The sequence below is a fragment of the Nocardia carnea genome (assembly GCF_029869215.1).
Taxonomy (GTDB): domain Bacteria; phylum Actinomycetota; class Actinomycetes; order Mycobacteriales; family Mycobacteriaceae; genus Nocardia; species Nocardia carnea_B.
In genome coordinates this window covers 1-12898 of sequence record NZ_JARWPM010000114.1, presented here as the reverse complement: position 1 = coordinate 12898, position 12898 = coordinate 1, and the positions used below count along the sequence as shown (strand labels likewise).

Genomic DNA, 12898 nt, shown 5'->3' with positions numbered 1-12898 from the left:
GTTATGCCGCTCCTTCGGTTTCGATGGCGACCAGAGGTGCGCCGGTGGTCACTTGATCGCCTGCGGCGGCGATGACGGTGCGGACTGTCCCCGCGACCTCCGCCAGCACGGGCAGCTCCATCTTCATTGCCTCGAGTACCAGCAGGGTGGCGCCGGCCTCGACGTGATCGCCTTCGGCGACCTCCACCCGCCATACGTTCGCCATCATGGGGGCGGTGGCGATATCACAGCCCTCGGGCAGGTCGAGCGTCTCGGCGGTCTCGGGGGCCGGGTCCGGTTCGGCCTGCGCGCTGAGTTCTCCGCTGGCCTCCCAGCGCTGCCGTTCGGCGGTGAACGCGGCCTGCCGGTGCTCCTCGGTGGTGGCGATATCGCCGGCATTGTCCCGCAGGAATTCCAGATGCTCGGCCATCGCGAATTCGCCCATGCTGGTGCGCATCTCGAAACGGCCCGCCGACATATCGGCGCGCAGGTCGAGCAGTTCCCCGGCCGAGACCGGATACCAGCTGATGCGGTCGAAGAACCGGAACAGCCACGGTTTGCCCGATTCGAACGGCGCACGCTGCCGGTAACCGGACCAGATGGGAACGGTGCGGCCGACCAGCTGGTAGCCGCCGGGCGATTCCATCCCGTAGACGCACAGGTATTTGCCGCCGATACCGACGGCGTCGGCGGGGGTCCAGGTGCGCGCGGGGTTGTATTTGGTGGTGACCAGGCGGTGCCGCGGGTCGAGCGGCACGGCCAGCGGAGCGCCCAGGTAGACATCGCCGAGACCGAGCACCATGTACTGGGCGTCGAAGACGATATCGCGGACCTCGTCGATACTGTCCAGGCCGTTGATGCGGCGGATGAACTCGATATTCGACGGCAGCCACGGGGCTTCGGAACGTACGCCGCGCCCGTAGCGCTCGATGGCCTGCACGATGGTGGGGTCGTCGAAGGAGAGCGGGAGTTCGATATGGCGGCTCGGGACCCGCAGATCGGCGGTATCGGGGATATCGTCCTCGAGTTCGCCGAGCAGGCGGACCACGGTGCGCTGATCGATGACATCGGGGTCGAAATGCAGATGCAGGGAACGGACGCCCGGGGTGATATCGATCAGGCCGGGGATGGAGGCCTGTTCGAGGCGTTCGCCCAGGGCGTGCACACGCATTCGCAGGCCGAGGTCGAGTTCCATCGGACCGTATTCGACCATCACGTTGTCGTCGCCACCGCGCAGGTATTTGACCTCCGGTGTGCCGGTGCCGGCGTCGCGGCGGCCCAGCACACCGTTGTCCGCCTCGCGGGAACCGAGCAGTTCCGGCGTGGACACATTGCGGCCGCGCAGGCCGGGTGAGGATCGGAAGGCGGCGGTGCGGTCGTCGGCGACCGGGACGAAACGCACCTGGTCGCCGGGGCGCATCTGGCCCAACTTCCAGCGGTGCGCGGAAACCACCGTGAGCGGGCAGGCGAAACCGCCGAGGCTGGGGCCGTCGGGGCCGAGCAGGATCGGGGTGTCGCCGGAGAGGTTCAGGGCGCCGACGCTGTACGGGCAGTCGTGCAGGTTCGACGGATGCAGGCCGGCGTCGCCGCCGTCGGTACGCGACCAAGTGGGTTTCGGCCCGGCCAGGCGCAGGCCGGTACGGTTGGCGTGCGCCTGCACCTGCCAGGTGGCGTCGTAGAACTGGGCGATATCGGCCGGGGTGAAGTAGTCGGGGGCGGGCTGCGGGCCTTCGCCGACACCGACGTACCAGGTGTGACCGAATTCGGGTCGGTCGGCGGCCGGGATGGGCTCGGGGTCGAGAAGTCCGCCGGCGTCGGGTTTGATTCCGAGAATATCGCCGGTGGCGACGGCGCGGCCGGTGATACCGCCGAAACCGCCGAGGGTGAAAGTGGCTGCGCTGCCGTGAAAGTCGGGGGCCAGGATACCGCCGCGGACAGCGAGATAGGTGCGCAGACCGGTGTCGTAGGGGGCGCCGATATCGAGTACCGAACCGGCGGGGACGGTGACCGGTTCCCACATCGGCACCGGTTCGCCGTCCACGGTGACCGGGGCATCGGCGCCGGTCACGCAGACGACGGTGGTGTCGGTACAGCGGATGCGGGGGCCGAGCAGCGTCGCCTCGAGGCCGTTCTCGCCGAGGGAGTTGCCGACGGCGTGGTTGGCGAGCTGGAAGGACAGATCGTCGAAGGCGCCCGACGGCGGTATGCCGACATTCCACAGGCCGAGGCGGCCCGGATAGTCCTGGATGGTGGTGGAGACACCGGCGCGCAGGATCTCCAGGCGCGGCCGGGTGGTGGCAAGACTGCCCAGGGTCGCGGTGGTGTGCCGGGCGTCGAGCATGGGGGAGCTCGTCGCGGCGGCGCGTAACTGCGGCAGGTTCGTGGTGATACCGAACATGCGGGTGTCGTCGAGCGCCGCGCGGAGCCGGTGCAGGGCCTCGGGCCGGCTCTCGCCCGAAGTGATGATCTTGGCGATCAGCGGGTCGTAGTAGGGGCTGATCTCGGTGCCGGTTTCGACCCAGGTCTCCACCCGGGCATTCGCGCCCGGGATCTCGACTCCGGTGAGGGTGCCGGCGCCGGGACGGTAGTCGTTACCGGGGTCCTCGGCGTAGACGCGGGCCTCCACGGCGAAACCGCTGATCGGCGGGCCGGCGTCGGGGATGTCGTCGAGGAACGCGGAATCGCCGCCGGCCAGGCGCAGCATCCATTCCACCAGGTCCACACCGGTGACGGCCTCGGTCACCGGATGTTCCACCTGCAGGCGGGTGTTCACCTCGAGGAACGAGGCCTCGCCGCGGTCCACGTCGTAGATGAACTCGACGGTGCCCGCCGAGCGATACCCGACCTCGCCCAGCAGTTTCCGGCTCGATTCGAGCAGCCGCTCGCTCACGGTATACGGCAGCCCGGGGGCGGGCGCCTCCTCGATCACCTTCTGGTTGCGGCGCTGCAGACTGCAGTCGCGGGTGCCCAGGGAAATCGCGCGGCCCCGGCCGTCACCGAAGATCTGCACCTCCACATGCCGCGCCCGCGCGACGAATCGCTCCAGATAGACCGCCGAGGAACCGAAGTTGTTCTGCGCCAGCCGGATCACGCGCTGGTAGGCGTCGGTGAGTTCGCCGGGGGTCGAACAGGCGGCCATACCGATACCGCCGCCGCCACCGGCCGCCTTGAGCATCACCGGATAACCGATCCGGTCGGCCTCCGCGAGCGCCTCGTCCAGCCCGGTGAGCAATCCGCTCCCGGCGACCAGCGGCACACCCACCGCCGCGGCGGCATTGCGCGCACTGTGCTTATCGCCGAAGAGCCGCAGATGTTCGGCGGCCGGGCCGACGAACGCGATACCGGCGGCCTCCACCTCCGCCGCGAAACCGGCGTTCTCGGAGAGGAACCCGTAACCGGGGTGGATTGCGGTCGCGCCACTGGACAGGGCCGCCTCGATCACGGCGTCGGCACGCAGATAGGACTCCGCGGCCGGCGCCGGCCCGAGCCGGACCGCGCGATCGGCCATCCGCACATGCCGCGACCCCTCGTCGGCATCGGAATACACCGCGACCGTATCGATCCCGAGCCGCCGCGCGGTGCGCAGGATGCGGCAGGCGATCTCACCGCGATTGGCGATCAGCAGACATTCGGGCAGGGGTGTATGCACTGGCGTATACAACTGCGGGGCGGTCTCGGTCACGGTCGATCCTCTCGGCGTGGACAGTGCGGCTACCGGGGTAGCCGGGGAAGTCAGGTCTTGGTCGCGCGGGCCAGGCGGGTCAGCTGGAGTACCTGACCCGCCCGGTCGGCCACCACGCGGCGGGATTGGTCGATATGGGCGAGGAGTTGTTCGCGGGCACCGGTGAGGTCGCGGTCGAGTACGGCCTCGCCGATGGCGATGTGCTCCTCGATGGTGGCGAGCATGCGATCGGGGGTCAGGTAGTCGAACATCCGGACCGGGCGGATCCGGGCGTTCACCGTGCGCAGCGCCTCGGTGAGGGCGTGGTTGCCCGACGACTCCAGCAGCACGGTGTGGAACTGTTCGTCGGCGTCGACGAAACCGGCGTCCGGGTCCGGCGGTGCGGTGCGGAACGCGCGCCACCGATCGATCTCCGGACCGAGGACGGCCCGGTCGTGACCCAGTTCCGGATCGTCGAGCACCCGGGCAATTCCCTGGACCTCCAAGGTGATCCGCAGTTCGTAGTAGTCGCCCAGGGTGTCCAGCCGCGGCCGGTACGGGAACAGGCCCGCATCCCGGCGTTCGACGAGGCCGTCGGCCTGTAACCGGGCCAGTGCCTCGCGTACGGGGGTCCGGGAGACGCTGTAGCGTTCGGCCAGCCGCTCCTCGCCGAGCCGTTCGTCCGGTGCCAGGGCACCGGTCATCAGTTCGTCGCGCAACGCCTTGTACACAGTGTCGCTGCGGGATTCGCGTTTGCTTCGTGGTTCGGTCACGACGCGCAACCTACAGAGTCATGGCGGCGCGAACGGTGCCGACGGCACCGGCCCCACCCTCCCCGGACGAGGTGACGCGACCGCTCTCCAGCACGTAATACCGGCTCGCCGCGCGCAGCGCGAACCCGATGTGCTGTTCCACCAGCAGCACCCCGAGCCCGCCGCGACCCACCAGTTCGGTGATGGTGTTCTCGATCTCGGCGACCACCGACGGCTGGATGCCCTCGGTGGGCTCGTCGAGGATGAGCATGCGCGGTTCGGTGATGAGCGCCCGCGCGATCGCCAGCTGCTGGCGCTGGCCGCCGGAGAGCAACCCGGCCCGGCGGTTGAGCAGATCCTTCAGTGCCGGAAAGAGATCCAGCTGCTCGTCGATCAGCGCGGACCCGCGTTTGCGGCCGTCCGCCACCACGCGCAGGTTCTCGGCGGTGGTGAGATGACCGAAGCACTGCTGGCCCTGCGGGACGTAGGCCAGTCCGCGCTTGACCCGCGCGCTCGGACGCAGCGAGGTGATATCGGCCCCGTCGAAACGGATCCGGCCGCGTGCCGTTTTCACCAGTCCCACCGCCGCGCGCAGCAGCGTGGTCTTCCCGGCGCCGTTGTGTCCCATGATCGCGGCGACCCCGTCGGCCGGGACCTCGATCCCGACCCCGTGCACCACCTCGGTGCGCCCATAGCCGGCGTGGACGTCGATGAGTTCCAGCATCGTCACTCTCCCTGTCCGTCGAGCTTCTGCGTGGGCGCGGCGGTGCCGAGGTAGGCCTCCTGGACCGCGGGATCGGCCTGGACCTCGGCCACCGACCCTTCGGCCAGTACCGATCCGCGGGCCAGCACCGTCACCGATGTGGCGAAGTTGCGCATGAAGTCCATATCGTGTTCGACCACCACGACGGTGCGTTCACCGCCGATGCGCCGCAACAGGTTTCCGGTTTCCTCGCGCTCCTCCTGGCTCATTCCGGCGACCGGTTCGTCCAGCAGCAGTACCGAGGCGTCCTGTACCAGGAGCATGCCGATCTCGAGCCATTGTTTCTGGCCGTGGGCCAGCGTGCCGGCGGGTTTGTCGCGTAGCTTCGTGAGCCCGATCGTTTCCAGCGCCTGTTCGATCGATTCGGCGACCTCGGCCGGGCGGCGGCGCAACATGGTCCAGATCGACCGGCCGGCACCCGCGGCGATATCCAGATTCTGCAGCACCGAGAGTTCCTCGAACACGCTGGCGGTCTGGAAGGTGCGGCCGACGCCCAGGCGGGCGATCTGATGCACCTTCTTGCCCAGCAGTTCGACCCCGGATTTCTGCACCGACCCGGTGGCCGGCACCAGCCCGGTGATCGCGTCGATCATAGTGGTCTTGCCGGCGCCGTTGGGTCCGATGAGGAACCGCAGATCACCTTGGAAAAGGGTCAGATCGACATTCGATACGGCTTTGAAGCCGTCGAATTCGACGCTGAGCCCGCGGACCTCCAGGTAATCACTGTGCATACCGGCGTTCCCGCCGGCGACGGGGGCCGTGGTGGTCACCTGCTCGGTCATGACGACACTCCAACCGGGGTTGCGGGTGCGGTTTGCGGTGCCGGACCGGGTGGTGCCGGATCCTGGTCCTCGGCCCGTTTCCGCCGGCGCACCAGCGCGACCAGGCCGGCCAGGCCCGCCGGGAAGAACCCGACCACGACGATGAAGAGGATGCCCTGGGCGTAGACCCAGCCGGAGGGGAAGTTCTCCGAGAGGCTGGTCTGCGCCCACGCCACCGCGATGGCGCCCAGCACCGGGCCCAGCAGGGTGGTGCGGCCACCGATGGCGACACCGGTGAGAAACGCGATGGACGGCACGATCCCGATATCGGCGGGGGAGACGATGCCGACGATCGGCACGAACAGCGCCCCGGCGATCCCGGCGAACAGCGCGGCCACCGCATAGGCGACCACTTTGACGTTGGCGGGGTCGTAGCCGAGGAACCGTACCCGCTCCTCCTGATCGCGCACCGCGACCAGCAGTTCGCCGTACCGGCTGTACATCAGCTGCCGGGTCAGCGCCACGATCACCAGCAGGGTGCCCGCCGCGATGAAGAACAGCAGCCGCCGGTTCACCGGATCGTTGAGCGCCAGCCCGAAGAAACTGCGGAACCGGTTGAGCCCGTTGCTGCCGCCGGTGGACTGCTGACCCACCAGCAGGATCGCGAACGCCGCGGCCAGCGCCTGCGACAGGATCGCGAAATAGGCGCCCTTGACCTTGCGTTTGAACACGCCCAGCCCGAGCAGCACCGCCACCAGCGGCGGGACGATCAGGATGCCCAGAATCGTGACGATCGGCGACGAGAACGGTACCCAGTACGCCGGCAGCTCCCGGATACCGGCGATCTGCATGAAATCGGGCACCTCGTCGCCGCGCAACTGCGCGTCGGAGATCTTGAGATGCATGGCCATGATGTAGGCGCCCAGCCCGAAGAACACGCCCTGCCCGAGGGTGAGCATCCCGCCCCGGCCCCAGGCCAGGCCGATGCCGACCGCGACGATGCCGAAGCACAGGAACTTACCGAGCAGGTTGAGCCGGAAATCGGAGAGTACCGCCGGCGCCACCGCGAACAGCAGCACGGCCGCGAGCGCGAACCCCGAATAGACCTTCCAGCGGGTGGTCAGGAATTCCCTCATACCAGACTCCTCGACCGGATCATGAACAGTCCCTGCGGCCGGACCTGCAGGAAGATCACGATGATGACGAATACGATCACCTTCGCCACCGAGGCGGTGGTGCTGTATTCGATGAACGAGTTCAGCAAGCCCAGCGCGATCGCGGCGATCACCGCGCCGCGGATCTGGCCGAGACCGCCGATGACGACCACCAGGAAGGCGTCCACCAGATAGGCGGCGCCGGTATTGGAACTGGTGGAGCCGATCAACGTGAGCGCCACACCGGCCACACCGGCGAGGCCGGAACCGATGAAGAACGTGGTGATATCGGTACCGCGGCTGGAGATCCCGCTGGTTTCGGCGAGATCGCGATGCTGGACCACGGCCCGGATGCGCCGGCCCATCGCGGTGTACTTCATGGTCACCGCGATGGCCGTCACGCACAGCACCGCGAGCAGCATGATGAAGATCCGGGTCTTGGGCACCACCGCGCCCAGGATCTCCACCCCGCCACCGAGCCAGTCCGGAGTCACCACCCGGACCGCGGGGGCACCGAAGATATCCCGCGCCGCCTGCTGCAGGATCAAACCGACACCGAAGGTCACCAGCAGGGTGTCCAAGGGCCGGTCGTACATCCGTTTGATCAGCGTCACCTCGAGAGCGACACCCATGAGGCCGCCGACCAGGAATCCGATGAGCAGCGAGACGATCAACGAGACATCGGCATTCGACACCAGGTACTCCTGCACCGTGTACGCGGTGTAGGAGCCGGCCATGATGAACGCGCCGTGGGCCATATTGATCACGCCCATCTGACCGAAGGTCAGCGACAACCCGAGGGCCGCCAGCAGCAGGATGGAACCCAGGCTCAGGCCGGTGAACAGCTGCCCGACAAGTGCTTCCATTCAGATCAGCCCCCGAGCCCCTCGGCCCACGAGTAGCCGGCCAGGTACGGGTCGGGTTCGATGGCCTCGCCGGAATCCCAGACGCTGTAGATCAGGCCGTCGGGCCGGATCTCACCGATCCGGGCGGTCTTGGTGATGTGGTTGTTCTCGCCGTTGATGGTCACCAGACCCTCGGGACCCTCGAACGTCACCCCACCGGCCGCCTTCTGGACGTCCGGCACCGCGAACGACTGGGCTTTCTCGACGGTGTTCTTCCACAGGTAGACCGAGACGTAGGCGGCTTCCATGGGATCGGAGGTCGGCTTGTTCGCGCCGTACTTCGCCTTGTACGCCTTGACGAATTCGCTGTTCTGCGGGTTGTCGACGGTCTGGTAGTAATTCCAGGCGGTCAGCTGGCCGGCGATGTTCTGCACGCCGATACCGCCGACCTCCTCCTCGGCGATCGACACCGACACCACCGGCATTTCCTGCGCCGTCAGGCCCACGTTCTTGTACTCCCGGAAGAACGCGACATTGGAGTCGCCGTTGAGGGTGTTGAACACCGCGTCCGCGTCGGCGGCACGCACCTTGTTGACGATGGTCGAGAAATCGGTGGACCCCAGCGGCGTGTAGTCCTCGCCCTTGATCTCGATGCCGTTGGCCTCCGCGTACGCCTTGATGATGCGGTTCGCGGTCTGCGGGAACACATAGTCGCTACCCACCAGGTACAGCGACTTCACGCCGCGGCCCTTCAGATAGTCCAGCGCCGGCACGATCTGCTGGTTGGTCGTGGCGCCGGTGTAGAAGATGTTCTCCGACGACTCCAGGCCCTCGTACTGGACGGGGTAGTACAGCAGGGCGTTGCGGTCCTCGAACACCGGCAGCATCGCTTTACGGCTCGACGAGGTCCAGCCACCGAAAACCGCTGCGACACAATCGCTGCTGATCAGTTTCTCGGCCTTCTCGGCGAAGACCGTCGGCTCCGACGCGCCGTCCTCACCCACCAGTTCGATCTGCTTGCCGAGTACCCCGCCGGCGGCGTTGATCTCGTCGACCGCGAGCCGGATGGAATCGCGGACGGTGACCTCCGAGATGGCCATGGTCCCCGACAGCGAGTTCAGCGACCCGACCTTGATGCTGGGCCCGGCGGTGTCGACACAGGATTCGGCGGTCGCACCGGCCTGGTCGGACGCCGAGCTGCCGCAGGCGGTGAGGGCCAGCGCGGTCACGCAGACGGCGGCCGGTAGCGCGAACAGAGCCCGGGTCCGGTTGCCTCTCTTCTGGCGGATCGCCGCAGCGCTCGTAGGTGTTTCGGTTCTGGCTGCATTCATGACCGTTCGGCCTCCACTCAGCAAAGGTCAGCCCGCTGACTCGCTCGTATTCGATGCTGTATACAGCGGCGTATACGAGGAATTACGCTAAGGACGCTGTGTTTCAACCACGTATCGCAGCGTGAAACCCGGGTATCGGTTGGCCCACCGCCTCCGGCCGCGCTGCTGAGAGCAGATCCGCTCACAGCAGCGTGCGGTTCCGGTTCCCGCGCCGGCCGGGCACCGTGAAGTCATGGCTCACGACGATAAATCCCCGCTGTTCAGCTGGCGCGCCCGCGAACAACTGCTCGCCCGCCGCATCCTCGTTCTCGACGGCCCCCTCGACGACGACAACGGCACCCTGCTCGCCACCCAGTTGCTCACGCTCGCGGCCGAGGACGCCGACGCCGGGATCTCCCTGTGGATCCATTCCCCCGGCGGCTCGGTACCGGCCATGCTCGCCATCCGCGACGTCATGCGGCTGGTGCCGTGCCCGGTCTCCACCCTCGCGCTCGGATTGGCGTGCAGCGCCGGGCAATTCCTGCTCTCCTCGGGCACCCGCGGCAAACGCTACGCGCTCCCGCACGCCCGCATCCTCATGCACCAGGGTTCGGCCGGCATCGGCGGTACCGCGGTCGACGTCGAAGTGCAGGCCGACGATCTGCGCTACACCGTGGAAACCGTGCTCGGCCTCATCGCCGAGGACACCGGGCAGCCCTACGACCAGGTCTACGAGGATTCCCTGCACGACCGCTGGTTCAGCGCCACCCAGGCCAAGGAATACGGCTTCATCGACCATATCGTCGGCGAATTCGCCCAGGTCGTACCGCAACGCCAGCGCGTGGGGATCTCCGCATGAGCGGGTCAGGCCCGGAGGCGGTAGCGCAGCGTCACCACGCAGGGCCCCCGCTCGTGCGTAATGGGCACAGCATGAGCGGGTCAGGCCCGGAGGCGGTAGCGCAGCGTCACCACGTAGGGCCCCCGCTCGTGCGTAATGGGCACAGCATGAGCGGGTCAGGCCCGGAGGCGGTAGCGCAGCGTCACCACGTAGGGCCCCCGCTCGTGCGCGACGGGCACAGCATGAGCGGGTCGACAGTCGCACCACGGCTTCAGGAAGTGGAGATTCGATGAGTACGTACACCATTCCGAATGTGATCGCGCAGCATCCGCGGGGGGAGCGCATCACCGATATCTATTCGCATCTGCTCGCGGAGCGGATCGTCTATCTCGGGACGCCGATCGATTCCGGTGTCGCCAATGCGCTCATCGCGCAGCTGTTGCATCTGGAATCCGAGAGTCCGGGCCAGCAGATCGAGTTCTACATCAACTGCGAGGGCGGTGATCTGCAGTCCATGCTGGCGGTCTACGACACCATCCAGCACATCGGCGCGCCGGTCCACACGACCTGTGTCGGGCAGGCGATCGCCGTGGGCGCGGTGCTCCTGGCCGGCGGTGCCCCCGGGCACCGCGCGCTGCTGCCGCACGCGCGGGTGGTGTTGCACCAACCGGCCGCCCGCGGCCAGGGCGCCATTCCTGATTTGATCCTGCAGGCCGACGAGTTGGTCCGGATGCGGGCCGAAATCGAATCCATCCTGTCCCGGCACACCGGTCAATCGGCCGAACAACTCCGCCGCGACACCGACCGCGACCGGGTTTTCACCGCATCGGCCGCCGTCGACTACGGGCTGGCCGATACCGTGCTCGCACCCCGCAGCTGACCTCCGCGCCGCCGACCGACAGCACCCAGACCGAGACGGCGCCGAGTTCCGCGTAGCTACCGCGCTGTGGTCCCACCGCGCCCGATAGCCGCCTGCGGTGCACCGGCACAGGTGTCGAAACCGACCGGCAAACCGGCCCGGGTCGGACCCACGGGTTCACCGTCGAACACAGCGGCCGGGCGGGGCAGGTATCGGCGGGCCGCCCACGCCGGGCCGCGACCCCCGGGGATGCACAGGCAGGGGAGCGGGCCGGCGATCAGTGCCCGTCCGGCGGGCAGGTCGGTTCAGGCGGCCCGCAGCATCGGTACGCCGGCGGTGCCGGGACGTGGTGCCGCGGCGGGGCGCCGGCGGGAACCGAGTTCGTCGGCGACCTGCCGGGTGAGCTCGCCCAGGGAGGTGCCGAGCGCACCCGCCAGCGCGGCGATCATTTCGCTCGACGGTTCTTTGCGTCCGCGTTCGACTTCGGAGAGATACTGCGGCGAGATTCCGGCGCGTTCGGCCGTTTCCGCGAGGGTTTCGCGCTGTTCGCCGCGCAGGGCGCGCAATCGGCTGCCGAGTACCTCGCGCCACAGAGGTTCGGGCTCTGCCACCGGCTGCGGGCGCGTCGGCTCGGCCCGGCCACCGGGGATCGCGTGGAGTCTGCGCGGCTCGGTCATGGTTCGAGCCTAGAATTGCGCCGGCCATTGCCGGCACCGATTACGCTACGGGCGTAAACCCGCCGTGCATCGGGTCGATCGCACCGGCGGTGCGGCTGCGGGCGATCTCGTCGGCCACGGAGTGTGCCAGCGTCTGCGCCGGGCCGGGTGCAGCGGGACCCCCGCTCGCGCGGCCCACGAAATCGGGCCCCTATACGGGGGGGTACGGGCCCGATCGGCGACCGATCAGCTGCTGCCGAAACCGCCGCGGAGGAGATGGCGGAACCATTTCGCCGGATCGTCCCAGCCGTGATGGTCCCGGTTCCAATGGTGGTCCCGGTCGTCGTCCCAATGGCGGTCGCGGTCGCGGTCCCAGTGCCGGTCGCGATCGCGGTGATGGTCACGGTCGCGGTCCCAGTGCCGGTCCCGGTCCACCTGCGTGTACCCGGGCGCCGGTGCGGCGGGATCGGCGGCCGCGGGCGCGGCGACGGCGGCCAGGGGGAGCAGGGCGATGGCACCCGCGACGACGACCCGGCCGGTCGCGGATGTTCGTTTCGTGCCGAACACGTGTAATCCTCTCGAACTGCGCCTCGGCGCGACGGGGGCGCGCGCCGAAAACGGCGATAGGGCTTCACCTTCGCGCAGCGGGGCTGGTATGTCACCGATTTTCGCGGAAATCATCCCTCGGTACTACGGGGTTACCCTGGGTCTCCTCCCAGTGGTGGAGAATTTCTGCCGCCCCGGCCATACCGTGTGCGAAGTCACCGCGTTCTGCCTCACAAAGACCCGGTTTTGATGTGGAGGAACTTCCCGGGACGTGGCATCGTTGTCAGAGAGATCAGTCGGATCACACGAGAGTCGGCTGGCTCGCAACAGAAAGTATGAAGTAAGTATCATGGCTCAAGGCAGCGTGAAGTGGTTCAACAGCGAGAAGGGCTTCGGCTTCATCGCGCAAGACGGGGGCGGTCCTGACGTCTTCGTGCATTACTCGGCAGTCGCCGGTTCCGGTTTCCGGACCCTCGAAGAGGGCCAGCGGGTGGAGTTCGAGATCGGCCAGGGCCAGAAGGGTCCGCAGGCTCAGGATGTTCGCTCCATCTGAGTGATGTGACGAAATGACAGGGCCCCGCACCGCAAGGTGCGGGGCCCCACGTCGTTTTGCGGATGTTTAGCCTCACCGGCCTGACCGCGTGGAAGGCAACGATGTTCCCGGTACCCCCCGCTTGGGGTGCGTCCTTCGACCCTGACCTGATCGAGGGGGAGAACTCCGTCATTGCTCAACAGAACAATGGATTCTTCAGCTATGCGCCGCGCGATTGTCTG

At 67.8% G+C, this 12898-nt stretch carries 12 protein-coding genes; 3 read left to right on the top strand and 9 right to left on the bottom strand.

What is annotated here, in order from left to right:
- Nucleotide 1: 1 nt before the first annotated feature.
- Genes uca through urtA form a run of 7 tightly spaced genes read right to left on the bottom strand, consistent with a single transcriptional unit; the run spans nucleotide 2 to nucleotide 9246 of the window.
- Nucleotides 2-3661: an urea carboxylase gene (gene uca / locus QH276_RS06925; RefSeq protein ID WP_280401062.1), complete on the bottom strand. Its 3660-nt coding sequence runs from the start codon at nucleotides 3659-3661 to the stop codon at nucleotides 2-4.
- Between the two features lie 50 nt (nucleotides 3662-3711).
- Nucleotides 3712-4413 carry a GntR family transcriptional regulator gene (locus QH276_RS06920; RefSeq protein ID WP_280401063.1) on the bottom strand — a complete coding sequence of 234 codons (702 nt, stop codon included), beginning with the start codon at nucleotides 4411-4413 and terminating at the stop codon, nucleotides 3712-3714.
- Nucleotides 4414-4423: 10 nt separating this feature from the next.
- Nucleotides 4424-5116, bottom strand: a complete 693-nt coding sequence (urtE, locus tag QH276_RS06915) for an urea ABC transporter ATP-binding subunit UrtE (RefSeq protein ID WP_280401064.1) — start codon at nucleotides 5114-5116, stop codon at nucleotides 4424-4426.
- 2 nt (nucleotides 5117-5118) lie between these two features.
- Nucleotides 5119-5937: an urea ABC transporter ATP-binding protein UrtD gene (gene urtD, locus QH276_RS06910; RefSeq protein WP_280401065.1), complete on the bottom strand. Its 819-nt coding sequence runs from the start codon at nucleotides 5935-5937 to the stop codon at nucleotides 5119-5121.
- Complete coding sequence (gene urtC, locus QH276_RS06905; RefSeq protein ID WP_280401066.1) at nucleotides 5934-7052, bottom strand: urea ABC transporter permease subunit UrtC; 1119 nt, start codon at nucleotides 7050-7052, stop codon at nucleotides 5934-5936. Before urtC ends, urtD begins: the two co-directional genes overlap by 4 nt.
- Nucleotides 7049-7936: an urea ABC transporter permease subunit UrtB gene (gene urtB / locus QH276_RS06900; RefSeq protein ID WP_280401067.1), complete on the bottom strand. Its 888-nt coding sequence runs from the start codon at nucleotides 7934-7936 to the stop codon at nucleotides 7049-7051. Before urtB ends, urtC begins: the two co-directional genes overlap by 4 nt.
- A gap of 5 nt (nucleotides 7937-7941) precedes the next feature.
- A complete protein-coding gene (urtA, locus tag QH276_RS06895; RefSeq protein ID WP_280401068.1) occupies nucleotides 7942-9246 on the bottom strand; it encodes an urea ABC transporter substrate-binding protein in 1305 nt (434 codons plus the stop codon).
- Between the two features lie 232 nt (nucleotides 9247-9478).
- Here urtA and QH276_RS06890 point away from each other — a divergent pair, with 232 nt between their 5' ends.
- Nucleotides 9479-10084 (top strand): ClpP family protease, encoded by a 606-nt coding sequence (locus QH276_RS06890; protein ID WP_280401069.1) that lies wholly within the window; start codon nucleotides 9479-9481, stop codon nucleotides 10082-10084.
- Nucleotides 10085-10352: 268 nt separating this feature from the next.
- On the top strand, nucleotides 10353-10943 hold the full coding sequence (locus tag QH276_RS06885; RefSeq protein ID WP_280406668.1) for a ClpP family protease: 591 nt from the start codon (nucleotides 10353-10355) through the stop codon (nucleotides 10941-10943).
- Nucleotides 10944-11227: 284 nt separating this feature from the next.
- On the opposite strand, the gene QH276_RS06880 is transcribed toward QH276_RS06885, so the two are convergent.
- Together QH276_RS06880 and QH276_RS06875 are read right to left on the bottom strand one after the other, a co-directional pair.
- Nucleotides 11228-11599, bottom strand: a complete 372-nt coding sequence (locus QH276_RS06880) for a helix-turn-helix domain-containing protein (RefSeq protein ID WP_280401071.1) — start codon at nucleotides 11597-11599, stop codon at nucleotides 11228-11230.
- A gap of 225 nt (nucleotides 11600-11824) precedes the next feature.
- The gene (locus tag QH276_RS06875; protein WP_280401072.1) at nucleotides 11825-12145 is read right to left on the bottom strand and encodes a hypothetical protein; all 321 of its coding nucleotides are present in this window, start codon (nucleotides 12143-12145) and stop codon (nucleotides 11825-11827) included.
- Between the two features lie 328 nt (nucleotides 12146-12473).
- Between QH276_RS06875 and QH276_RS06870 the strand changes: the two genes are divergently transcribed.
- Nucleotides 12474-12677: a cold-shock protein gene (locus QH276_RS06870; protein WP_033241329.1), complete on the top strand. Its 204-nt coding sequence runs from the start codon at nucleotides 12474-12476 to the stop codon at nucleotides 12675-12677.
- Nucleotides 12678-12898: the final 221 nt, after the last annotated feature.